The organism is Microbispora bryophytorum (assembly GCF_006874465.1).
Classification (GTDB): Bacteria; Actinomycetota; Actinomycetes; order Streptosporangiales; family Streptosporangiaceae; genus Microbispora; species Microbispora bryophytorum.
On sequence record NZ_VIRL01000021.1, the window covers coordinates 110622 to 133695 of the forward strand.

General features: G+C 69.3%; 22 protein-coding genes and 1 rRNA gene. 10 read left to right on the plus strand and 13 right to left on the minus strand.

All coding sequences use genetic code 11. The features are described 5' to 3' along the window. Nucleotides 1-74 precede the first annotated feature (74 nt). Entirely contained in the window at nucleotides 75-626 is a 552-nt protein-coding gene (locus FLX07_RS29770; protein ID WP_142575005.1) for an RNA polymerase sigma factor, read from the minus strand. 103 nt (nucleotides 627-729) lie between these two features. On the opposite strand from FLX07_RS29770, the gene FLX07_RS29775 reads away from it, so the two are divergent. After that, nucleotides 730-2154: an alpha,alpha-trehalose-phosphate synthase (UDP-forming) gene (locus FLX07_RS29775; RefSeq protein ID WP_142575006.1), complete on the plus strand. Its 1425-nt coding sequence runs from the start codon at nucleotides 730-732 to the stop codon at nucleotides 2152-2154. A 19-nt stretch (nucleotides 2155-2173) separates the two neighbouring features. Here the strand turns inward: FLX07_RS29775 and FLX07_RS29780 are convergent, their stop codons facing one another. The 4 genes from FLX07_RS29780 to FLX07_RS29795 all read right to left on the minus strand — a co-directional run bounded on the left by FLX07_RS29780 (nucleotide 2174) and on the right by FLX07_RS29795 (nucleotide 4642). After that, on the minus strand, nucleotides 2174-2773 hold the full coding sequence (locus tag FLX07_RS29780; RefSeq protein WP_142575007.1) for a hypothetical protein: 600 nt from the start codon (nucleotides 2771-2773) through the stop codon (nucleotides 2174-2176). 72 nt (nucleotides 2774-2845) lie between these two features. After that, complete coding sequence (locus tag FLX07_RS29785; RefSeq protein ID WP_142575008.1) at nucleotides 2846-3445, minus strand: hypothetical protein; 600 nt, start codon at nucleotides 3443-3445, stop codon at nucleotides 2846-2848. A gap of 10 nt (nucleotides 3446-3455) precedes the next feature. Then, nucleotides 3456-4277 carry a trehalose-phosphatase gene (otsB, locus tag FLX07_RS29790; RefSeq protein WP_142575009.1) on the minus strand — a complete coding sequence of 274 codons (822 nt, stop codon included), beginning with the start codon at nucleotides 4275-4277 and terminating at the stop codon, nucleotides 3456-3458. Nucleotides 4278-4360: 83 nt separating this feature from the next. Continuing rightward, on the minus strand, nucleotides 4361-4642 hold the full coding sequence (locus FLX07_RS29795; protein WP_079319307.1) for a DUF3263 domain-containing protein: 282 nt from the start codon (nucleotides 4640-4642) through the stop codon (nucleotides 4361-4363). A gap of 106 nt (nucleotides 4643-4748) precedes the next feature. On the opposite strand from FLX07_RS29795, the gene FLX07_RS29800 reads away from it, so the two are divergent. After that, complete coding sequence (locus FLX07_RS29800) at nucleotides 4749-5555, plus strand: SAM hydrolase/SAM-dependent halogenase family protein (protein ID WP_229689946.1); 807 nt, start codon at nucleotides 4749-4751, stop codon at nucleotides 5553-5555. A gap of 11 nt (nucleotides 5556-5566) precedes the next feature. On the opposite strand, the gene FLX07_RS29805 is transcribed toward FLX07_RS29800, so the two are convergent. The 5 genes from FLX07_RS29805 to FLX07_RS29825 all read right to left on the minus strand — a co-directional run bounded on the left by FLX07_RS29805 (nucleotide 5567) and on the right by FLX07_RS29825 (nucleotide 11306). Further along, a complete protein-coding gene (locus tag FLX07_RS29805) occupies nucleotides 5567-6583 on the minus strand; it encodes an ABC transporter ATP-binding protein (RefSeq protein ID WP_142575011.1) in 1017 nt (338 codons plus the stop codon). Then, nucleotides 6567-7598, minus strand: a complete 1032-nt coding sequence (locus FLX07_RS29810; protein ID WP_280116559.1) for an ABC transporter ATP-binding protein — start codon at nucleotides 7596-7598, stop codon at nucleotides 6567-6569. Before FLX07_RS29810 ends, FLX07_RS29805 begins: the two co-directional genes overlap by 17 nt. Before the next feature lie 13 nt (nucleotides 7599-7611). Further along, on the minus strand, nucleotides 7612-8559 hold the full coding sequence (locus FLX07_RS29815; protein WP_142575012.1) for an ABC transporter permease: 948 nt from the start codon (nucleotides 8557-8559) through the stop codon (nucleotides 7612-7614). After that, a complete protein-coding gene (locus FLX07_RS29820; protein WP_142575013.1) occupies nucleotides 8552-9478 on the minus strand; it encodes an ABC transporter permease in 927 nt (308 codons plus the stop codon). The genes FLX07_RS29815 and FLX07_RS29820 overlap by 8 nt, the downstream gene beginning before the upstream one ends. Before the next feature lie 133 nt (nucleotides 9479-9611). Continuing rightward, nucleotides 9612-11306: a peptide ABC transporter substrate-binding protein gene (locus FLX07_RS29825; RefSeq protein ID WP_142575014.1), complete on the minus strand. Its 1695-nt coding sequence runs from the start codon at nucleotides 11304-11306 to the stop codon at nucleotides 9612-9614. A gap of 396 nt (nucleotides 11307-11702) precedes the next feature. Here FLX07_RS29825 and FLX07_RS29830 point away from each other — a divergent pair, with 396 nt between their 5' ends. From FLX07_RS29830 to FLX07_RS29845, 4 genes are read left to right on the plus strand one after another with little or no spacing between them, the layout of a single operon-like run. Continuing rightward, on the plus strand, nucleotides 11703-12608 hold the full coding sequence (locus FLX07_RS29830) for an ABC transporter permease (RefSeq protein WP_142575015.1): 906 nt from the start codon (nucleotides 11703-11705) through the stop codon (nucleotides 12606-12608). Nucleotides 12609-12642: 34 nt separating this feature from the next. After that, nucleotides 12643-13422, plus strand: coding sequence for an ABC transporter ATP-binding protein (locus tag FLX07_RS29835; protein WP_142575034.1), 780 nt, complete (start codon nucleotides 12643-12645; stop codon nucleotides 13420-13422). A gap of 19 nt (nucleotides 13423-13441) precedes the next feature. Continuing rightward, a complete protein-coding gene (locus tag FLX07_RS29840; RefSeq protein WP_142575016.1) occupies nucleotides 13442-13978 on the plus strand; it encodes a YbhB/YbcL family Raf kinase inhibitor-like protein in 537 nt (178 codons plus the stop codon). A gap of 60 nt (nucleotides 13979-14038) precedes the next feature. Beyond that, nucleotides 14039-14218 (plus strand): hypothetical protein, encoded by a 180-nt coding sequence (locus FLX07_RS29845; RefSeq protein WP_142575017.1) that lies wholly within the window; start codon nucleotides 14039-14041, stop codon nucleotides 14216-14218. 252 nt (nucleotides 14219-14470) lie between these two features. Here FLX07_RS29845 and FLX07_RS29850 read toward each other — a convergent pair whose 3' ends face one another. Further along, the gene (locus tag FLX07_RS29850) at nucleotides 14471-15418 is read right to left on the minus strand and encodes a hypothetical protein (RefSeq protein ID WP_142575018.1); all 948 of its coding nucleotides are present in this window, start codon (nucleotides 15416-15418) and stop codon (nucleotides 14471-14473) included. Between the two features lie 388 nt (nucleotides 15419-15806). Between FLX07_RS29850 and FLX07_RS29855 the strand changes: the two genes are divergently transcribed. From FLX07_RS29855 to FLX07_RS29870, 4 genes are all read left to right on the plus strand, one after another. Then, on the plus strand, nucleotides 15807-16376 hold the full coding sequence (locus FLX07_RS29855) for a DUF1707 SHOCT-like domain-containing protein (protein ID WP_229689947.1): 570 nt from the start codon (nucleotides 15807-15809) through the stop codon (nucleotides 16374-16376). 17 nt (nucleotides 16377-16393) lie between these two features. After that, the gene (gene plsX, locus FLX07_RS29860; RefSeq protein WP_142575019.1) at nucleotides 16394-17422 is read left to right on the plus strand and encodes a phosphate acyltransferase PlsX; all 1029 of its coding nucleotides are present in this window, start codon (nucleotides 16394-16396) and stop codon (nucleotides 17420-17422) included. A gap of 51 nt (nucleotides 17423-17473) precedes the next feature. Continuing rightward, nucleotides 17474-19195, plus strand: coding sequence for an arginine--tRNA ligase (gene argS, locus FLX07_RS29865; RefSeq protein ID WP_142575020.1), 1722 nt, complete (start codon nucleotides 17474-17476; stop codon nucleotides 19193-19195). A gap of 160 nt (nucleotides 19196-19355) precedes the next feature. Further along, a complete protein-coding gene (locus tag FLX07_RS29870; RefSeq protein ID WP_142575036.1) occupies nucleotides 19356-20669 on the plus strand; it encodes a hypothetical protein in 1314 nt (437 codons plus the stop codon). 214 nt (nucleotides 20670-20883) lie between these two features. Here FLX07_RS29870 and FLX07_RS29875 read toward each other — a convergent pair whose 3' ends face one another. Further along, nucleotides 20884-21267, minus strand: coding sequence for a cell division protein SepF (locus tag FLX07_RS29875; protein ID WP_142575021.1), 384 nt, complete (start codon nucleotides 21265-21267; stop codon nucleotides 20884-20886). Between the two features lie 1690 nt (nucleotides 21268-22957). Continuing rightward, nucleotides 22958-23074, minus strand: a 5S ribosomal RNA gene (gene rrf, locus FLX07_RS29880).

Consider the following 23074-nt stretch of genomic DNA (forward strand, 5'->3'; position numbering starts at 1 on the left):
AGTCGCGGCACTAGCACTGTACCCCGGCGTCCTCGGTGTCCGTTCCCGCGTCTCACACCGCGAGACGATCTGTATCAGCCGTACGCCTCGCCGAGGGCGTTCTGCACGTACTTGCGCGCCTGGTGGATACGGGACTTGACCGTCCCGAGGGGGATCTTCAACTGGTCGGCGACCTCCGCGTAGTCGAGCTGGCAGATGTCGCGCAGCACGAGCGCCTGGGCGAGGTCGGGCCGCTCGGTCTCAAGCGCCTCCATCGCGTCGAGCAGATCGAGCCGCGACCCCGCGATGACGCTCACCCGCCGGGGATCGGGCCGCTGCTCGGGCAGTTCCTCCGCCTGCTCCGACGAGCGCCGCTTCAGCGAGCGGTAGGTGGTCCTGGCGCAGTTCACGGTCACGATGTGCAGCCAGGTGCTGAACCTGGCCCGCCCCTCGAACCTCGCGATGTTGCGCGCCACGGCGAGAAGCGTGTCCTGCGCGGCCTCCTCGGCGTCCTGCCGATACGGTAGAAGCCGCTCACAGTGCCGCAGCACGTCGGGCTCGATGCGCCGCAGCAGTTCGCCGAGCGCGCGATGGTCCCCCTGGGCAGCCGATCGGGCCAGGTCCTCGGTCGTGTCGTCCAGTGCCATGCCGTATTCAGCCCTCCCGCGATCGGTTGACATCCTATTGACGGAGGCCGGTTTTTATTAATCTTCCGGCATGCGCGCCCGCTCTGATCGAGGGAATCCCAGGATGAGCAGCACCGTTCTGATCGCGTCCAACCGGGGCCCGGTGTCCTTCACGCTGTCGGACGACGGCGGCCTGACCATGCGCAGGGGCGGGGGCGGGCTCGTCTCCGGCCTGTCCGAGGTGGTCAGGGAGGCCGACGTCCTGTGGGTCTGCGCGGCGCTGTCGGACGGCGACCGGGGCGCGGTGCGCCAGGCGGCCGGCGGGCGGCTCGACCGGGCCTTCGCGACGGGGCCGATCCGCATGCTGGACATCCCGCCCGCGGTATTCCACCGGGCCTACAACGCCGTGGCCAATTCGACCCTCTGGTTCGTCAACCACCTGCTTTACAACACGCCCTTCTCCCCCGAGTTCGGCACGCGGTTCCGCCGCGAGTGGGAGTCGTACCGCACGTACAACGGCGCCTTCGCGCTGGCCCTGGCCGAGGAGGCGGCCCACCGGGCGCGCGTCATGGTGCAGGACTATCACCTGACGCTGACCCCGGCGATGCTCCGGGCCGAACGGCCCGACCTGCGCATCGCCCACTTCTCGCACACGCCCTGGGCGCCGCCGGAATACTTCGCGCTGCTGCCCGAGGACGTCGTGGCGGAGGTGCTGACCGGCATCCTCGGGGCCGACCACGCCGGATTCCTCACCGCGCGCTGGGCCCGCGCCTTCATGGACTGCTGCGAGACGCTGCTCGGAGCCCGGGTGGACCACGCCGCCCGGACGGTGACGCACGACGGGCGGACCACCAGGATCGGCGTCCACCCGCTCGGCGTGAACGGCGAGGCGCTGCTGGCCCGGGCGGCCGAGCAGGACGTCGAGTCGCACATGAGCGTGATCAAGGACCTCGTGGGCGACCGCAGGCTGATCGTGCGCATCGACCGCACCGAGCTGTCCAAGAACATCGTGCGCGGCCTGCGGGCCTACCAGGAGTTCCTGGCCGCCCATCCCGAATGGCACGGCCGGGTCGTCCACCTCGCGTTCGCCTATCCCTCCCGCCACGACCTGCCGGAGTACCGCGAGTACACGGCGGCCGTGCAGCGCTGCGCCAAGGAGATCGAGGACGAGTACGCGACCGAGGACTGGGACCCGCTGATCCTCAACGTGAACGACGACTACCCGCGCTCGCTCGCCGCCTACCGGCTGGCCGACGTCCTGCTCGTCAATCCGATCAGGGACGGCATGAACCTGGTGGCCAAGGAGGGCCCGATCCTGTCGCCCCGGTGCGCGCTGGTGCTGTCCCGCGAGGCCGGCGCGGCGGCCGAGCTGGGGGCCGACTCCCTGCTCGTCAACCCCTACGACGTGTCCGGCACGGCGGCGGCGCTGCACGAGGCGCTGACGCTGCCGGAGCAGGAGCGGCTCGCGCGCGGTCAGCGGCTGCGTGCTGCCGCCTGCGCCCTGCCGCCCCAGCGCTGGTTCGACGACCAGCTCGCCGCGCTGCGCTGACCCGGCCGGCGAAGGCTGGTCAGCTCCAGGTCGCGTTCTTGAGGATCGCGCTCAGCCGCGGGTTGTCCCACTGGTCGAGGACCAGGATCTTCGAGGTGGGCAGATACCACTCGCGCTGGTTGTAGTGCAGCTTCACCCGCCACTTCTTGTCCACGCAGGTCGCCGCCCACCTGTGGTAGTCCGCCTTGTGTCCGCGCCCGACCTGCCGCAGCCCCTTGTCCGCGAGCTTCCACTCGCCCTTGTACAGCTTGTAGCTCTTGGGGCAGATGCCGACGTCGGTCGCGGGGTCGTAGCCGTACTTCGACTTGTACGCCTGGAACGTGTGGAGCCCGATCGCGAGCGCCTTCGGTCCCAGGACCCAGAAGCTGTGGCACCCCCAGTCGCGGAAGCCGAAGTCCTCGGTGCCGAGGGTGGGGCACGGGCCGGTGATGACGCGCACCCAGTCCTTGCCGTTCTTGACCACCTTCCACGACGTGGGGATCGTGAGGGTCAGGCCGCTCCGCAGCCGGACCTTCTTGGTGGCGCCGCCTTCGCTCGCGTACGCCGCGGCCGGAGCCGTCAGGGTGGCCGCCAGCACGGCCAGGCCGGCCGCCGCGGCCGAGATCGTCTTGGTGAACATGTCCGGCACACTAGGCGCGGTCGCTTGCCGACGACTTGCGGCCCGATAGGCGACAGCTCACCGGACGCGTCGTCACTTCCAGGTGGCGTTCTTGAGGATCGTGCTCAGGCCCGGCGTCTTCCACTGGTCGATCACCAGGATCTTGGACGTGGGCAGATACCACTCGCGCTGGTTGAAGCGGGCTCTCTGCCTGCCCGGGCCCAGGGGCGCGCAGGTGCCCGCCCAGTCGCGGTAGTACGCCTTGTGCCCCGGCCCGACCTGCCGTAGCCCCTTCCCGGCGAGCTTGGTCTGTCCGATGTAGAGGTTCTTTTTCACCGGGCAGGGCCCGACGTCGGTGGCCGGATAGAACGGGCCGTCCGGCGTGTACTTCTGGAACAGCTCGTGGCCCATGTTGATGGCCTTGGGTCCCAGAACCCAGAAGCTGTGGCATCCCGAGTCGCGGAAGCCGTACGTGTCCGTGCCCCTGGTCGGGCACGAGCCGGTGATGACCCGCAGCCAGTCCTTGCGGCTGTCGTCGACCTTCCAGGACGACGGGATCCTGAGGGTCAGCCCCTTGCGCAGGTGCAGGGGCTTGGTGGCCGCGCCGTCGTTCGCGTACGCCGCCGCCGGAGCCGCCAGGGACGCCGCGAGCACGGCCAGGCCGGCCGCCGCGGCCGAGATCGTTGTCCTCATGTCCCGGAACCTACGCCGGGCCGATTGCAGACGGCTTGCCGAGACCGGCCGCGAGGTCGCCGAGGAAGGCCACGACGCCGTCGGGCCCGTCCACCACCACGTCGGCACGCTCCGCCAGGGCGGTCACCTCCGCGGACCCGCTGCACACCCGTACGCCGGGGATCCCGGCCGACTCGACGGCGTCGAAGGCGGCGAGGTCCCCCAGGTCGTCGCCGACGAACATGACCGAGCGGGCGTCCCGCTCGGCGAGGAAGGCCGACAGGGCTCTGCCCTTGTCCATTCCGGCGGGCCGCAGCTCCAGCACCATGCGGCCCGGCTCGACCGCCAGCCCGGCCTCCTCGGCCAGCGCCGCGACCGGCCCGCGCAGCGCCTGTAGCGCCCCCGCGGGGTCGGCGCACCGCCGGGTGTGCACGGCGACGGCCCGGTCCTTGTCCTCGATCCACGCCCCGTCGAGGCCCGCCGTGAGCTCGGGCAGCCGGGCGCGGACGAGGTCGAGCCCCGGCGGGGGCGGCGGCGCCGTCAGACGGCCGTCCTCCCAGCGCTCCAGGCCGTAGTGTCCGAGGATCACCAGGCCGGGCACGTCGGCGAGGGACGGCCCGCCGGAGACCTCTCCGAGGGCGAGAGCCGTACGCGGCGGACGGCCTGTGACGATCACCACGGTGCGCACCAGCGGGGCGAGGGCGGCCAGCACGCCGGGCACGCCGGGGTGCACGCGGGCGGCGGCCGGGTCGGGCACGATCGCGGAGAGCGTGCCGTCGTAGTCGAGCCCGATCACGGCGCCGGCCGGATCGGCGACGATCGCGTCGAGTCCCGCGTGCGCGGGCAGGGTCATGAGCCTCACTCCGAAGGGGTCGGGTGCGTACGCCTCGACGGCCTCATGCCCAGAGGGCGGGAAGCATGCGTACGAAGGGAGATCTAGGAGTTGAGTCCGAAGCGGCGGGCCGAGCGGTCACGCCGCCGGCCGGCCCTCATCCTGCGCAGCCGCTTGACGAGCATGGGGTCGTGCTCCAGCGCCTCGGGCCGGTCGATCAGCTCCCCGAGTAACTGGTAGTACCGGGTCGCCGAGATGCCGAAGGCCTCCCTGATCGCCTGCTCCTTGGCGCCCGCGTAACGCCACCACTGGCGCTCGAACGCGAGCATCTCGCGGTCGCGGTCCGAGAGGTCGAGCCCGTCGCCGCCGGCCGGTTCGGTGTCCATCGGCTCCTCCTCGATCGGCTCGCGGGCCCGTCCCATGGTAATGCCAAGCCCGCGAGACGAACCCGGGGTGTTCAGGACGGGCAGGACAGACGTAATGTCACGTGGTGTGAGCTCTGTAATCACGCTTCTGACTGACTACGGGCTGGAGGACGGGTTCGTCGCCGCGTGCCACGGCGTGATCGCGGGCATGGCTCCGCAGGCTCGGATCATCGACGTGGGTCATCTCGTCCCCGCCGGGGACGTACGGCGCGGCGCGGCCATCCTCGCGCAGACCCTGCCCTACCTCCCGGCCGGCATCCACCTGGCGGTCGTCGATCCCGCCGTGGGCGGCAACCGGCGCCCGGTCGCCGTGGAGGCGGGGGGACGGGTGTTCCTCGGGCCGGACAACGGCATCCTCTCCTGGGCCGTCCGCGCCGCCGGAGGCGCCGATGCCGCCTACGAGATGACGAACAAGGACCTGTTCCTGGCCAGCGTCTCTCCGACCTTCCCGGGACGGGACCTGTTCGCGCCGGTGGCCGCCCACCTGTGCACCGGACGTGCGGTCGCCGACGTGGGACCGCCGATGCCGGTGGACCGCCTGGTGACCCTGCCCGCGCCGACCTGCCGATTGCGGGACGGCACGGCCGAGGGCGAGGTGCTGTCGGTGGACCGGCACGGCAACGTCCAGTTGTCGATCACCGCCTCCGACCTGACCGAGCTCGGCGTACGGCTCGGCGACACCCTGGCCGTGTGGCTGGGGCGCCGCCAGATCTCCGTCCCGTTCCGGGAGACGTTCACCGCCGTGCCGCCCGGCGACCTGGTGGCGTTCACCGACTCCGCCGGCCTGGTCGCGATGGCGATCAACGCCGGGGACGCCGCCGACCGCCTGGGTCTGCCCCCGGGCGCGCACGTACGGCTGTCGCCCGGGCGCTGACCCGGCCGGTTCTACTGGGCGTTCACCACGTCGCGGGCCTCCGCGAAGTGGCAGGCACTGGGGTGGTCGCTGCCCGGGCGCACCTCGAGCGCGGGCGTCTGCTCGGCGCAGATGTCCTGCGCCTTCCAGCACCGCGTGCGGAAGTGGCAGCCCGAGGGCGGGTTGGCCGGCGAGGGCGGGTCGCCCTGCAGGATGATCCGCTGGCGGGTCTCCCGCCCCTCGGGGTCGGGCACCGGCACGGCCGACAGCAGTGCCTGGGTGTACGGATGCGTCGGGCTGTCGTAGATGTCGGCGTCGCTGCCCAGCTCGACGAGCTTGCCGAGGTACATCACCGCGACCCGGTCGGAGATGTGGCGGACCACCGACAGGTCGTGCGCGATGAAGATGTAGGCGAGGTCGAACTCGTTCTGCAGCCGCTCCAGCAGGTTCATGACCTGGGCCTGGATCGACACGTCGAGCGCGGAGACCGGCTCGTCGCAGATGATGATCTCAGGCTGGAGCGCCAGACCGCGGGCGATGCCGATGCGCTGGCGCTGACCCCCGGAGAACTGGTGCGGGTAGCGGTTGATGTGGTCGGGGTTGAGGCCGACCACTTCGAGCAGTTCCTGGACCCGGCGCCGCCGACCGCCCTTCGGCACGACGTCCGAGTGGATCTCGAAAGGCTCCCCCACGATGTCGCCGACGGTCATCCGCGGGTTCAGCGAGGTGTAGGGGTCCTGCATCACCATCTGGATGTTGCGGCGCATCCGCTTGAGCTCGCCGCCCTTGGCCGCGGCGATGTCTTTGCCGTTGACGCGGACGGAGCCCGACGTGGGCCGCTCCAGCGCCATCAGCAGCTTGGCCAGGGTGGACTTGCCGCAGCCCGACTCGCCGACGATGCCGAGCGTCTCACCCCGGTGCAGGTCGAACGAGACCCCGTCGACAGCCTTGATCGCACCGATCTGCCGCTTGACGACGACGCCCTGGGTGAGCGGGAAGTGCTTGACCAGGTCGCGGACCTCGAGGATCGACTCAGTGTTCGCCGTCATCGATGACCTCCCTCCAGTAGTGGCAGGCGCTGCCGCGGGTGCCACTGATCGTGTACAGCGGGGGCGCGTCGGTCACGCAGTTGTCCCGCCGGTACGGGCACCGCGGGTGGAAGGCGCAGCCCGTCGGCATCTCCAGCAGGTTGGGTGGCAGGCCTTTGATCGCGTAGAGCTCATGACCCTTGTGGTCCACCCTGGGGATCGACTCCAGCAGCCCCTTGGAGTAGGGGTGGGCCGGGTTCTTGTACAGGTCGTAGACCGGGGCGTTCTCGACGATCCGCCCGCCGTACATGACCGCGATCTTGTCCGCGACGTCGGCGACGACGCCGAGGTCGTGGGTGATCAGGATCAGGCCCATGTTGCTGTCGCGCTGCAGCTCCGCGAGCAGGCCCATGATCTGGGCCTGGACGGTCACGTCGAGCGCCGTGGTCGGCTCGTCCGCGATCAGGATCTCCGGGTCGAGCGCGATCGCCATGGCGATCATGATGCGCTGTCGCATACCGCCGGAGAACTGGTGCGGGAAGTCGTTGACCCGCTCCTTGGCGGCCGGGATCCTGACCCGGTCCATCAGCTCGATGGCCTTCTTCTTGGCCTCCCCCCGCGACGTGCCGCGGTGCATGCGGAACATCTCGGCGATCTGCCACCCGACAGGGAAGACCGGGTTCAGCGCGGACAGCGCGTCCTGGAAGACCATGGAGATGCCCTCTCCACGGATCTTCCTGCGCTGGTCCTCCGGCAGCTTGAGCAGGTCGACCCCGCGGAAGCGGATCTCGCCTCCGGCGATCTTCCCGGGGGGCATGTCGAGGATGCCCATGATGGTCTGGGCGGTGACGCTCTTGCCCGAGCCCGACTCGCCCAGCACCGCGAGCGTCTCGCCTGCGTCCACGCTGTACGTGACGCCGTTGACGGCCTTGGCCACACCCGCCCGGGTGCGGAACTCGACGTGGAGGTTGTCCACCTCCAGCAGGGCGCCAGCGTGGGAGCCACTGCCCATCTGCTCGGAAAGCACTTCCGTCACTCGCTGTGCCTCCTCATCGAAGCTTCGGGTCGAGGGCGTCGCGTACGGCTTCGCCGAGCATGACGAAGGTCAGCACGCACAGGGACAGGAACCCGGCCGGGAAGAACATGGCGTGCGGCGCGGTCCTGATGTACGAGGCGTGGTCGGCGATCGCGATGCCCCAGGAGATGACCGGCGAGCGCAGGCCGATGCCGAGCAGCGACAGCGTGGCCTCGGCGCCGATGTAGCTGCCGATCGTGATCGTCGAGTACACGAGGATCGGCGCCAGCGAGTTCGGCAGCAGGTGCTTGAAGATGATCCGGAGCGGGCCGGCTCCCAGTGCCCTGGCGGCCTGCACATAGTCCTGGTGCTTGGCCTGGATGACGGCCGAGCGGGCGATGCGCATCAGGATCGGCCAGCCCAGCAGGGCGAGCACGATGATGACGACCGCCATGATCGTCGCCTTGCCGGGGTTCGACTGGGCCGGCGCGACGGTGCCGAGGATGATGATCGCGCCCAGCACGTACGGCAGGCCGAGGAACATCTCGCCGACGCGGGAGATCACCGCGTCGAGCCAGCGCCCGAAGTAGGCCGCGAGCACGCCCGTCAGGCCGCCGAGGATCACGGTGGCCAGCGTGGCCAGCACACCCACGATGATCGAGGTGCGGGCGCCGTACACGGCGCGGGCGTAGACGTCGCGCCCCTGAAGGTCGTAACCGAACCAGGCGTCCGCGCTCGGCAGCTCCATGCTCTTGGCGAGCGTCGCGTACTCCGGGTCCTTGTGCGTGAACAGCGACGGGAAGGCCGCCATCAGCAGGAACACGATCAGCATCACGAGCGAGATCCAGAAGATCTTGCGCCGCTTCAGGATGTCCCAGGTGTCGCTCCAGAGGCCACGCTGGCCGTTCCGCACCGCGACCGGGCTCGCGGCCGGCTCGTCCGCTCCCTTGATCAGGTCTTGCGTCGCGGTCGGGTCACTCATAGCGGATCCTCGGGTCGAGCACGCCGTAGAGGAGGTCGACGAGCAGGTTGGCGAGCAGGTAGACGAGCACCAGCAGCGTGGCCACCGGGACCACGACCGTGTAGTCCTGGTCCAGAATCGCCCGCCACAGCAGACCGCCGATGCCGTGGATGTTGAAGATGCCCTCGGTGATGATCGCGCCGGACATCAGCGAGCCCACCTCGGTGCCGAGGAACGTCAGCACGGGGATGAGCGAGTTGCGCAGCAGGTGGATCGCGACCACCCGGCGGTTGCTCAGTCCCTTGGCGACGGCGGTGCGGACGTAGTCGGACCGCAGGTTCTCGACGATGCTCGTGCGCGTCAGCCTCGCGGTGAACGCCATGTTGAGGCTGGCCAGCACCAGCGCCGGGACGATCAGCTCGGGCACCGTCGCCTCGTCCGTCACCGTCGGGGTGATGATGCCGAGCTGCACGCCGAGCAGCCACTGCAGCAGGTAGCCCGTGACGAAGATGGGCAGCGACAGCAGGAACAGCGTGGAGATCGTCACCACGTTGTCGATGAAGCCGCCGCGCTTGAGGCCCGACAGCACGCCGGCGCCGATTCCGATGACCGCCTCGAAAATCACCGCCATCAGCGCGAGCCTGATGGTGATGGGCCAGGCGTCGCCGAGCAGGCTCGCCACCGACACGCTGTTGAAGTCGACGCCGAGGTTGCCCGTGACCAGGTTCTTCAGGAAGTTCCCGTACTGCACGAGGAGCGGCTGGTCCAGGCCGAACTGCTCGCGCATGGCCGTGACGTAGGCGTCGGGACAGGGACGCTGACCGCATCTCCCGGCGAACGGGTCACCCGGGAGCTGCCAGACCATGTAGTTGATGATGAAAGTCGTGCCCAGCACGACAGGCACGAGTTGCAGCAGGCGCCGGATCGCGTATCGGCCCATGCGCACCTCCGATCTGACGCTAAAGGTCGTACACGCGCCCCCCGCGGGTCAACACGGGGGAACGCAGATGAACAGCCCACAAGGCCGGTCCCGGTGGGGAACCGGCCTCGGGCGAATCACGTACGAGCTGTCCCTACGCTTCCTTGATCGCGATCGACAGCGGGTCGAGCTCGCCGAAGGGAGTGACCTTGACACCGGTCACCCACTTGGAGGTGCCGGCCTGCAGGCCGTACGACCACAGCGGAATCGCGGGCATGTCCTGCTGCAGCATAGCCTCGGCCTCCTGGTAGAGGGCGTTGGACTGCGCCGGGTCGGTCGCGGTGTCGGCCTCGTGCAGCTTCGCGTCGAGCGCCTTGTTGCTGTAGAGACCGTCGTTGGAGGACGCGCCGGTCTTATACAGGGGGTTCATGAAGTTCTCGATGTGCGGGTAGTCCATCTGCCAGCCGGTGCGGAACGCGCCCTTGATCTTGTGCTGGGTGATGGTGTCACGCAGCTCGGCGAAGGTGGGCATGTCCTTGTGCACGAACTTCACGCCGGCGTCGGCGCCGAAGGCCTGGTTGATGCTGTTGACCGTGGCCTCGATCCACTCCTTGTGAGTGCCGTCGGCGTTCGACCAGATCGGGAACTCGGCCGGCGGGGTGTAGCCCGCGGCCTTGGCCTTGGCGAGGTACTCCTTGGCCTTGGCGGGGTCGTAGGTGCACAGCTCGCCGCAGGCGCCGTCCTTGAAGCCCTCGACGATCGGGGAGACCCAGCCGTTGATCGGGGAACGACCCTTGTTGAAGATCTTGTCAGTGATCGTCTGCCGGTCGATCGCCATCGACACGGCCTTGCGGAAGTCGGCGTTGCCGCCGAACTCCTTGTCGTACAGCGGGAAGGTGACCGTCTGGATGACGCCCTGCTGGCCGTCGATGGCCCGGTCGCCGAGGTCGGTCTTCCACTTGTCGCCGGCGAGGGCCGACGGCGGGATCAGCTCGGTGAAGTCGAGGTTGTTGGAGACCAGGTCCGCGTAGGCCGCGTTGTCGTCCTTGTACATCTTGTAGACGATCTTCTTGACCTTGGGCTTCTCCGGCCCGGCGTAGTCGGGGTTGGCCTCGACGATGATCTGCGAGTTGTGGTCCCACTGCACGAACTTGAAGGGGCCGTTCGTGACCGGCTTCTGCGCGAAGCCCTTCGGGTCCTTGAAGAACGCGTCAGGAAGCGCCGAGAAGGTCGAATACCCCAGCTTGGTGCGGAACACGGCGATGGGGTTGTTCAGGGTGACCTTGAAGGTCAGGTCGTCGACGACCTCGAGACCGGACAGCTTGTCGGTCTCGGGCTTGGGGGCCTCCTTCGGCCCGTCGGGGCCGTCGGGGTCCTCGGTGTTGACCTTGTCGAAGCCCTTGATGTCGGCGAACCACGACGAGCCGAGCTGCGCGTTCGGCGAGTACGCGGTGTAGTTCCAGGCGTCGACGTAGTTCTTCGCGGTGACCGGCGTGCCGTCGGTCCACTTCAGGCCGGACTTGAGCTTGATCGTCCACACCTTGTTGTCGGTGGTCTCGATCGACTCGGCCTGGTCGAGCTCGGGAGCAGCGGTGTCCGAGTTGTATTTGACGAGCTTGCTGTACACGAAGTCGTTGATCGTGCCGCCGCAGGTCTCGTTGATGTTTCCGGGGACGAAACCCGTCTGCGGCTCACAACCACGAATGAACACGGTTCCGGTCGCGGCCCGGGGGTTGTCCCCGCCTCCGCTACTGGAACCGCCACCCCCGCCGCCCCCGCCGCACGCGGCGACGCCGAGCGCAAGCAGCGCGGTGCCGGTGGCGATCTTCGCGCCCTTAGTCACGCGCATAGTGGATTGGTCCTCCCTCTAAGGATGGGCGTTCACGCTGGTAAGAACCCGGTTTGCCGGGCATCGTCAAACCAGCTGACGTCCTGCCAGTCGTCCGGAGCATCCCTCACCGGACGCACCAGACGAGTCTCCGGCACGTTGCAGTTCGGTCACACGTGCGTCAGTCGGGCGTCACACGCACAAATCCTGTGAGCCCAACCTTAAATGCCCTGCACGGCATCAAACTCCTCTTTGCAGTACATATACCCACAGACGGCCGGTCCTTGGATCGAAGGCCGAGGCGACACCCGCGCCCCTGGTCCCCGGATCAGGATGTCCTGGGCTACCTTTGACCAGTCGCAGCCACGTCCGGTGCGACAGCCGTCCCATCGACCTCCATCCAATAGAGTCCATGCCATGAGCCAGCCGGAATCCGCGCTCGCGGAGGCCCAGGGTGGCGGCCGAGCCCCGGAGTCGCTGGCCGCGCTCGCCGAGCGTCACGGACTACGACGCGCCATCGCACGCCCCAGCATGCCCGCCTACCTGCGCCAACTGTGGGACCGGCGGCACTTCATCCTCACGTACGCCACCTCGCGCAACGTCTCCAAGTATTCGGAGTCGATGCTCGGCCAGCTCTGGCAGGTGCTGACCCCGCTGCTCAACGCCGCGGTGTACTGGCTGATGTTCGGCGTCATCCTCGGGCAGAGCAAGCAGATCGACAACTACCCGGCGTTCCTCATCACCGGGGTCATGGTATTCACCTTCACCCAGCGCACGGTGATCAGCGGGGCGAAGTCCATCTCGTCGAACCTGTCCCTCATCCGGGCGCTCCACTTCCCCCGGGCCGCCCTCCCCCTGGCGTACACCATCCAGGAGCTCCAGCAGCTCGGCTACTCCATGGCCGTGCTCGTCCTCCTCGTGCTCGTCACCGGAGAGCCGGTGAGCTGGCTCTGGCTGCTGATCCCGGTCGTGCTGCTCATGCAGCTCGTCTTCAACATCGGGACCGGCATGTTCATGGCCCGCCTCGGCGCGTTCATGCGGGACATGAACCAGCTGCTGCCGTTCATCACCCGCACCTGGCTGTACGCCTCCGGTGTCTTCTACGCGATCGACGACCGCACCAAGGACCTGCCGGACATCCTCAGGTGGGTGCTGGAGTTCAACCCGGCCGCCGCCTACATCGAGTTCATGCGCGACCTGCTGATCTACCAACGGTTCCCCGAACGCTGGGCGTGGGTTACCTGTCTATTCTGGGCAGTGTTCGCACTGATCGTCGGCTTCTGGTACTTCTGGCGGGCCGAGGAGAGGTACGGCCGTGGCTGAGCCGACCAAGGAGCTGTCGCAGGTGGCACCCCAAATCCCACAGACGCAGAACCCGCAGAATCCCAAGGCCGGAAGCCCGACCGTCATCGTCGACGGCCTCCACATCATCTACAAGGTGTACGGCTCGTCCGGCGACTCCGAGAAGGGCAACGCGGCCAGCGCGCTGATGCGGATCCTGCGGCGGCAGGGCCGGCCGCAGATGAAGGAGGTCCACGCCGTCAAGGGCGTGAGTTTCGTCGCCCACCACGGCGACGCCATCGGCATCATCGGCCGCAACGGCTCGGGCAAGTCGACGCTGCTGCGCGCGATCGCCGGTCTCCTGCCTCCGCACAAGGGCGCCGTCTACACGAACGGGCAGCCGTCGCTCCTCGGCGTCAACGCGGCCCTCATGAAGGAACTGACGGGCGAGCGCAACATCATCCTCGGCTGCTACGCGATGGGCATGACGCCGGGCGAGGTACGCGAGAAGTACGACGAGATCGTGGACTTCTCCGGCATCGGCGACTTCGTCCAGTTCCCCATGTCGACGTACTCGTCCGGCATGGGCGCCCGGCTGCGTTTCGCCATCTCCTCCGCCAAGACGCACGACGTGCTGCTCATCGACGAGGCCCTCGCCACCGGTGACCGCGATTTCAAGCGGAAGAGCCAGCAGCGCATCAAGCAGATGCGCGACGCCGCCGGAACGGTCTTCCTGGTCGCCCACAACCTCGACGTGATCGAGGAGACGTGCAACCGGGTGATCTGGTTGCACAAGGGAAAGATCAGAATGGAAGGCGACCCCCAGGAGGTCCTGGAGGCGTACAACAAGGCCTGAGAGAAACGGAGGGGTGACCGTGCCGACCCCGCCACCGATCCCGTACGACCATCTGCCCGAGGTGCCCGCGCTGACCGTCGAGAGCGACGACGTACGCGACGGCGAGCGGCTACCCGAGGCCCACGTGTTCAACGACTGGGGCATGAGCGGGCAGAACATCTCCCCTCATCTGCGCTGGTCGGGTGCCCCCGAGGGCACCAAGAGCTTCGCCGTCACCTGCTTCGACCCCGACGCGCCCACGGGCAGCGGCTTCTGGCACTGGGTGCTGTACGACATCCCGGCCACCGTCACCGAGCTGCCGGCAGGCGCGGGCAACGGCCCCGACTTCAAGGGGCTGCCGGAGGGCGCGAAGCACGCGCGCAACGACTTCAGCACCAAGGAGTACGGTGGGGCGGCGCCGCCCCCCGGACACCCGCACCGCTACCTGTTCGCCGTGCACGCCCTGAGTGTGGAGTCCCTGGGCGTGGACACCGGCACGCCGCCGGCCGTCGTCGGCTTCAACGTCACCGCCAACACGGTCGCCCGCGGCTTTATCGCACCTGTGTACGAAACCTGATGCGAGAGGGCTGCCTGTTCCACTATGATTCGAACGGAGATTCGACATAGGGGAGGGCAGATGAGCGACCTGGCGACGGCGATCGACAACCTGGCCACCGAAGATCCCTCGGAGCTTCCCGTCGGGCTGATCGCCGAGCAGCTCATCGAGCTGCACTGGCAGATGGCCCGCCTGCAGGCCCAGATCGCCAGGCGCACCCACCTGCGCGCCCGGTTCGACTCGCCGGCCTCGCCCAACTGAGGGCCGGTCGAGCCCTGCCGCATGCGACCGGGCACCGGCCGCCCCGGTACCGCCCCGGTACCGATCCGGTGCCGATCCGCTGCGCGCACGCTCTGCGACGCACACCTTCTGTGCGACGCCGGACGGCCGGCGCCCCTCGGGGGCGCCGGCCGCTTCTCGTCATCGACGTCTTTCCGATGGTCCTGCCGTACCCGTGACCTCGATGCCGCTCGGCGAGTCGTCGCAACGACGACCGAGGCCCTCAGGCGTGGCTCACTTGCCGTACCCACCCTGGCGTCCGGTCGGCGCGACGCCGGCCACCGCGTCCGGGGCGGACGAGGTCGTGCTCGACGCGGCGGCGTCGGCCGTGGCCGACGCGGAGGTGGCGAGCTCGGCCGCGGCCCCCGCGGTCGCGGCGGCTCCCTGCGCCGGTGCGTCCGTGGTGTTCCGGATGGTCTTGGTGACCGCGTGGGCGTTGGCGTCGGCCTGGGCGGCGGCCTCGGTGGCCGTCGCCTGGGTGCTGCTCATGGCGCCGTCCGCCGGAGTCTCGCACGGCACCAGCGCCAGCAGGCCGCCCGCGCTGCCGGCGGTCGCCGCCGCGGCGCCCTTGAGGCTGAGCAGCGCGTTGAGCCTGGCGGTGACGTTGAGCCCGGCGTGGACCGCGGCACCCACGGTGGCGACGGCCGCCGCCGAGGCGTCCACGGCGGCAGCGGTCTGACCGGAGACCGCGACGACCGGCTTGCCGACCTGGGCGACGACGCCCGCGGCGATGTTCACCTTGGCTGCGAGAGCCGCGTTGACGTCCGCGACCGCGACCAGGACGGCCGACAGGTGGGCCTCCAGCCGGGCGACGACGTTGGCCTCGACGGTGACGGCGGCGTCGGCCACGATGTCGGCCGCGATGTCGGCGGCCGCGCTGATCTGCGCGTTCGCCTCGGCGGACAGGCCGGCTGTGACGGTGCCGCTGAGCCTGGCGACCGCGACGAGGTCGGCCCTGATGTCAGCGGTCAGGTTCACCGCCACCTCGGCGGCCGCGTCGGCCTGCGCGACGACGCCGCCCGTCGCCCCGCCGACGGCCGTGCCCTGCAGATCGGCCAGAAGCCTCGCCACCGTCGTGACCCGGTGCTCCGTGCACTTCTGCGCGCACACGTCGGCCTGCGCGGGCGCCGCCAGCATGCCGGCGATACCGATCGTGACGGCGACGACGGCTGTCCTAACCACTTGTTTCATTGACTTGCCCCCGGTTCATATTCCTTTTCACGAGAGTGGGAATGACGAACCCAAGAACCCCCGTGCGTCGGCGAGCATGCCGACAAAGACGTCGGCATTTCTATCACTGCCGATCACGGTGGAAAGCCCTGCTGACCAGGGGATGCCCGGCGAGCACTGTGCCGGACAAGTCGGTATATCGAGCATCGGAGGCCCACTTCGCGGTCACCCCAATCCCGCCTCCGGAGAAAGCGACGGTAAACACGGCGCCCAGGCTCGACGGCAGATCTTTCCGCTCACTTTTAGCGACGCGCCGACGGACGTCGTGACCCTGCCGGTCCGGAGGCGCTCCCGAACCCGCCCTCTCGCGACATATCTCGACAAGAGCTACGCTGGCGAGGTGACCTCCCTCACACCGTACGCGGGCGACGATCCCGCACAACGCGCCTCGGACGCCGACCGCGACCGGATCGCGGCCGTACTCGGCGATGCGCTGGCCACCGGCCGCCTGACGAGCATCGAACACGCCGACCGGCTCGACGCCACCTACAGCGCCGTGACCGTCGGCGACCTCGCGCCCCTGACAAGGGACCTGCCCGGCGCGACCCACCTCCCGGCCACGCTCCCCACCGAAAGACACCGGGTCTCCGCGGTGTTCAGCAAGATCATACGGCGCGGACGCTGGGTCGCCGGGCGGCACACCGAGCTCAACTCGGTCTTCGGCGCGCTGATCGTGGATCTCAGCGACGCGGTCCTGCCCGGCCGTGAGGTGACGCTGGAGCTGAACTCCTTCTGCGGCAAGCTCATCGTCACCGTGCCGGCCAACGCCAGGGTGGCCGACGAGGGCAACGCGGTCTTCTCGAAACGCTCGGTGACCGGAGGGGACGACGACGGCGACGGCCCGCTGATCCGCGTCACCGGCAACGCGCGCTTCGGCAAGATCGTGGTCTACCGCGGGACCCGTCGCTGACGGCCTACGATGCGGCCATGCAGCCCACCGGCCGTGCGCTGCCCGTGGCCCTCGACGCCATGGGCGGCGACAACGCACCCGGAGAGATCGTCGCGGGAGCCGTACAGGCCGTGCGGGAGCGGAATGTGCCCGTCGTGCTCGTCGGCCATCCCCGCGTGCTCTACCTGGAGCTCGCCCGGCACGACGCGGTCAGCGAGATCCCCATCGTGCGCGCCGAGGAGGCGCTGGCGATGGACGAGGGCGCGCTGGCGAGCCTGAGACGGCCCCGTTCCAGCATCGCCATCGCCTGCCACCTCGTGCGGCGCGGCGACGCCTGCGCGGTGGTGTCCGCAGGCTCGACGGCCGGCGTCGTCGCGACCGGCCGGCTGCGGCTGCGGGCCCAGCAGGGAGTCGTACGCCCCGCGATCGCGGTCGGCCTGCCGACCCTGCCCCAGCCGACCGTGCTGCTCGACGCGGGCGCCACGGCCGACGCCAAGCCGGAGATGCTGGTGCAGTTCGCCCACCTCGGCGTGGCGTACGCTGAGACGGCGCTCGGCATGCCGCGTCCCAGCGTCGGCCTGCTCACCATCGGCGCCGAGCCCGAGAAGGGCAACAAACTCGCCAAACGGGCCCACGAACTGCTCGCCGCCACGCCCGGCATCGACTTCGCCGGCAACATCGAGGGGCACGACCTGCTCACCCGGAAGGTCGACGTGGTCGTCACGGACGGGTTCACCGGCAACGTGGCGCTCAAGACCGTCGAGGGCACCGTGCGGTACGCCTTCGAGCAGCTCAGGGAGACGCTCGCGGAGAGCCGGGTGGCCAGGCTCGGCGGGATGCTGCAGCGGGCCCGGCTCCGGGAGCTGGCCGGCCGGCTCGATCCCGAGGCGCACGGCGGCGCCGTGCTGCTCGGCCTCAACGGCACCGTCGTGATCGCCCACGGCTCGTCGCGGGCGCGCGGCGTGGCCGCCGCCTGCGAGCTCGCGGCCCGCCTGTCGGCCCAGGGCATCATCGCCAGGATCGGTGAGCGGGTCGCCACCACCAACAAGTCGCACCGCCGCTGGTGACCGCCGAATATGGAACGGCGGGCCGAAGGCGCACGCCGATAAGCTTGGTCCATGACCGACCCGCAGCTCGTGCTCACCGAGCGGGTCCAGCAGGCGCTGGGTTCCGCCTTCGGTCCGGAGCACGCCACCGAAGATCCGCTGATCAGGCCCTCCCAGTTCGCCGACTATCAGGCGAACGTCGCGCTCAGCCTGGCCAAGCGGCTCCGACGTGCCCCGCGGGAGGTCGCCCAGACCATCGCCGACCACCTCGACACGGCCGACCTGAGCGTGGAGGTCAGCGGGCCCGGGTTCCTCAACCTGACGCTGCGTGACGGCTGGATCGCCGAGCAGGCCGCGCGGCGGCTGCTCGACGAGCGCATCGGCGTGCCGCAGCCGGCCCCGCAGACCGTGATCGTCGACTACTCGGCGCCGAACGCCGCGAAGGAGATGCACGTCGGCCACCTGCGCACCACGATCGTCGGCGACACCCTCGCGCGCACTCACGAGCACCTGGGCAACCAGGTGATCCGGCAGAACCACCTCGGCGACTGGGGCACGCAGTTCGGCATGCTCATCGAGCACCTCCTCGACATCGGCGAGGAGGCGGCGCTCGGCATGCTCGCCGCCGGCGACGGCAACGCCTTCTACCAGGCGGCGCGGCACAAGTTCGACAACGACCCCGAGTTCCAGCAGCGGTCCCGCCGCCGGGTGCCGCTGCTGCAGGGCGGCGACCCCGAGACCCTGCGCCTGTGGCGCGAGTTCATCGAGTACAGCAACCGCTACTTCCGCAAGGTGTACCGGACGCTGGGCGTCACGCTCACCGACGACGACATCGCGGGCGAGAGCATGTACAACCCCATGCTGCCCGACGTCTGCGACGAGCTGGAGCGCACGGGCGTGGCCGAGATCAGCGAGGGCGCGCTGTGCGTGTTCCCGCCCGGCTTCAAGGGCCGCGACGACCAGCCGCTGCCGCTCATCGTCCGCAAGAGCGACGGCGGGTACGGCTACGCCACGACCGACCTCGCCGCGATCCGCTACCGGGTGCGCGATCTGAAGGCCGACCGCATCCTGTACGTCGTGGGCGCCACCCAGTCGCTCCACTTCCAGATGGTCTTCGCCGCGGCGCGTACGGCCGGCTGGCTGCACGACGACGTCAAGGCGGAGCACGTCCAGATCGGCAGCGTGCTCGGCAGCGACGGCAAGATGTTCAAGACCCGCAGCGGCGAGTCGATCAAGCTCACCGACCTGCTGGACGAGGCCGTCGTCCGGGCCGAGGCCGTCATCGCCGACCGCGGATACGACGCGGAGGCCCGCAGGCAGATCGCGCGTCAGGTCGGCATGGGCGCCGTGAAGTACGCGGACCTGTCGGTCAGCCACGACAGCGAGTACGTGTTCGACTTCGACCGCATGCTCGCCCTCACCGGCAACACCGGGCCGTACCTTCAGTACGCCACCGCCCGCATCCGGTCGATCTTCCGCAACGGCGCGGTCGAGCCGGAGTCGGTCACCGGCCCGATCACACTGGGCCATCCGGCCGAGCGGGCGCTCGCGCTGCAGTTGCTCGGCTTCGGCTCGGTCGTCGCCGCCGTCGCCCAGCTGTCCGAGCCCCACCGGCTGTGCAACTACCTGTTCGACCTGGCCCAGACCTTCACCTCGTTCTACGAGAGCTGCCCGGTCCTCAAGGCCGAGGAGGAGTCCGTACGGGAGTCGCGTCTGGCTCTGTCGGCGCTCACCCTGCGTGTGCTGCTGCGCGGGCTCGACCTGCTCGGCATCGAAGTCCCCGAGCGGATGTGAGCGGGGTGCCGGATTCCGCTTCGGCGGACACGGAGGAAGCCGGTTCCCGCGGGTCAGACCCCTTCACGGCGCGCCTCGCCCATGACTGTCACACCAAGCGTCTAGTCTGGCGCGGTCAAGGGAGTGCCAGCCGACTCCTCGGGGAGCGTTCCGCGTGAGCATGGACCTGACCACGAGCCCGGACCCAGGAAATCTGGCCGAGGCCACGGAGTTGCACCGCTACGCCGAAGCACTGATCGTCAGCCTGGCGGCGGACGGGACCGCGCCCGACCTGCCGCCGGGGGTCACCGACGTGCCGGGATACTGGCTGGGGCCCGCGGTCGGGGCCCTCGTCCTCATCAGGTCCGGCAAGGACGCCCTGGAGCCGCTGGCCCTGGCCAACGAGTTGGACGAGCGGCGGACCGCCCTGTTCCTGTGCCTCGCCCTCGCCGTCTGCGGTCACGGCGACCGAATCCACGCGTCCTGGCTCGGCACCGCCTTCGGCGACCTGTCCGAGGACCGTCCGGTGACGTCCGGCCAGCGGGCGCTGTGGCTCGCCGCCGCCCGCGGGGCGTACGGACCGGTCGGCAAGATCTTCGTATTGCGCAAGCTCGACGCGGTCAACGTGCCGGCCACCGACGACCGGTGGCTGAAGGCCCTCGTGCCCGCTCTGCCTGAGACGTCCGTGCCCGCCTCTCTTGAGGCGTTCCCCGAGCTGGCGAAGGTCGCCGAGATCGAGCGGTCGCTGCGGGCGTCGGTCACCCTGCGCCGTCTGCGCGACCGCTGCACCGAGATCACCTCCACCCGGCAGGCCGGCGAGGTCACCAAGGTCGTACGCGGCACCGTATGGGCCGAGGACGAGCCGTTGGCCGTGCTTCGCGCGCTGGCCGGCCAGGGCGGTCAGGAAGGGCCGCTGAGCTCGCTCACCGGACATCTGCTGCAGGACCTGGCGCCGGACGCCGATCCCCACATGGCCGCGCTCGCCCTGCACGTGGCGGCGCCAGCGGTCAGGGGGGCGGCGGAGTCTCTCGTCGAGGTGGTGCGCGAGCCGCCGCCCGACACGATGGACGTGCCGATCCTCGGCTATCCGATCACGCTCAGACCCGAGGGCCCCGACCAGGAGTCGATGGCGGCCGCGGAGCAGCAGCTCGTCACCGAGTGCGTGCCGAAGCGCACCCGTCCCTGGCCCGGATACGTCCTCCTGGTCCTCGCCGTCGTCGTCGTGGCCGGCGGGTTCGTGATCTCGCCGCCGCTCGCCCTCGTCGGCCTGTTGGTCGCCGCCGTGGGCGGGCATCTGCTGTGGCGTCACCGCGTCCGGGAGCACGCAGACGTTCGGTTCGTCCAGACACGGGCGGGCAAGCTCGGCGACCTCGCCGACAAGGCCGTCTGGGCCCTGCATGAGTACGCCAGGGAGTCGGAGGAGCGCGCCTCTGACGCCGACCGGGACCTGGCTGAGCTGTCCACGCTCCTGCGCCGGGGTCCGCGCGCCGCATAGAGGCCGCCGCCCCTGTGGAGTGCCGGACCCGGTCGACGCCTGACGCCGGGGCGTACAGGGACGGTCGACGCCCGCACCGGAGCGTGCGGGAGACGGTCGACGCCGGGTCCGCAGGCCGTATAGGGAGCGCCACGCACGACTGTGCCCGCCGACCGGGTGGGCGGCGGGCACAGGATCGGAGCCGGCTCATCTGGATCAGCCGGCTTCAGTCAGATCAGGCGGTGGAGACCTCCACCGTCGCTGGAGTGATCAGAAAGACCTTGTCCGCGATCCGCTCGATACGCCCCTCGCAGCCGTAGGCCAAGCCTGCGGCGAAGTCCACCATTCGCGTGGCCTCCGCCGTCGACATGCTCGCCACATCCATAACCACCGTGTGGCCCTCGCGGAAGTGCCGGCCGATCGTCAGGGCGTCGTCATACTTCTGCGGGCGAACCATGACAATACGGGCCGGGTCGGCATTGGGCTGCCAGCGCTTGGCGGCACGCTCGGCCGCCGGCATCCAGTCGTCCTCGTACTCGTCCTCGGCGTAGGCCTCGTCGTCGTACTGCTCTGCCCCACCCAGGCCAAGGTAGCTCGCCACCTTGCGCACAGCCCCCATCGGTTCGTCCTTTTCCGGCTTGTCCTTTTCCGGGCTCGTCCCGACACACGGGACCGTAATCGACGATTCAGCGAACCCCCGCCGACACGCCCGGCCGTTTAAGTGTTGTTGGCTGGATAATGTGGAGGCCGGGTAAGTGTGTCTTCATCGTCAATTCGTCAGCCCTTCCAGGGTAACTCGCGAACCCGCCTACCCCATGGAACCCATCGCAAACATTTCTCACAGTCACCTCGTACGACGGCACGCCTTCAGTAGATCACAACGGACGCCACCGATGCCTGGTTCCCGAAATACGATCTTGCAGGTAGAGCCCAGAGTGCCGCCGCCCAGGCGCGCGAATCGAGACGCGGCCCAATGAAGATCGAATTGCGGATGGAGACTTCGGGAATTTGCATTTCGAAAGCATTTTCGATAACGACGCGACGCGCCTGATGATCGTTCTCGGGAGGCCGCTCCGCGAACGACGGTGGTCGCAATTGGGGGAACAGCCAGAGGAAACTCTTTCCTCGCAGCGCCTCCTCGGAGATCGATATCGCGCCTCATTTCGACCGTCCGCCGGCTTTCAAAGCGGCGCAGACCCGCGTCCCGCTCGCCTTCCACGAGGCCGGCGGGGAGATGCCGGAGAAGATCGTGAAGCTGGCGGAAACGGCGAAGCCGGGCCGCATCTCCGAGCTCGCGGCCGGTAGGAGACACCGGTGACACCGCGGGCAGACAGCCGCTGCCGGCTCTCGGCACGCAGCCCGCACGGGGACGTGATCCGACCCCGGCGGTCGCTGCGGTCGCGAACGGCAGGCAACGCTCGCCCACGCGCTCTCGAGCCGGAAGCGGCCTACCCATGGCCGTAATCTGTCCAGAAAGCACCCGCCGATTCTCTCGTGCGTGCATGGGCGCGGTCGATGGCCCCCCGCCTCTGAATTTCGGCTCACGGCATCGGTGCCCCCTCACGGCAGCGACGCCTCACCTCATGCGGTTGTGTCTCACCATGGCAGCGACGCCTCGGCTCACGCGGTGGCGCCTGCTCGCCGAACGCGGGCGCGTACTCGGCCCTCGGTTCCTGCACCCAATCTCCTGCACCTCGCGTCCGCCGTGCAAGAGCATCTGTGAGTCCTGTTAGCGACCACCCCTCGGCCTGGGGCAGGCGCACACCGTGGGACCCGTTGATCGCATTCTGAGGCTCAAGGCGGGGCGGGGCATGGGCTGTCCCGCCAGGATGCCAGCGCAGAAGGCCTCAGAGTGTCGAACGATCATGGCGTCGCCGGACGTCCAGTGGCTCGGGGTGATGTGGTCGGACGAGTTGGGACGGCGGGGCCAGGGCGTCAGGGTTAGGACGTCGGGTCAGGACGCCGGGGCTGAGACGTCGAGGTTGGGACGTCACTGCGCCGGCCGGAAGGTCCGGTCCTCGCGAAACCCGCTCCGCTGGGCCTTCGCTGCGGTCCTCCCTCCCGCCCGCTCCGCTCCTCCCGCAGCACTGCTCGCGCCACCCAGCCGGTCCGCCTCTCCCGCATCGCTGCTTGCGCGTCACTTCCTTACGCGCGAAAGCTCGGACACGCCGACCCCGGACATGCGAAGGCCCCGGCCAACCACAGCCGGGGCAACCCCCAACACCACAAACAAAAAAAGGGGGGGTGATGGTCAACCCCCCAGAAAATGCGGAAGGGCCACCCCAATGGGATGGCCCTCCACAAAGATTGTCCGGCGGCGTCCTACTCTCCCACACCGTCCCCGGTGCAGTACCATCGGCGCTGGCAGGCTTAACTTCCGGGTTCGGAATGTAACCGGGTGTTTCCCTGCCGCTATAACCGCCGTA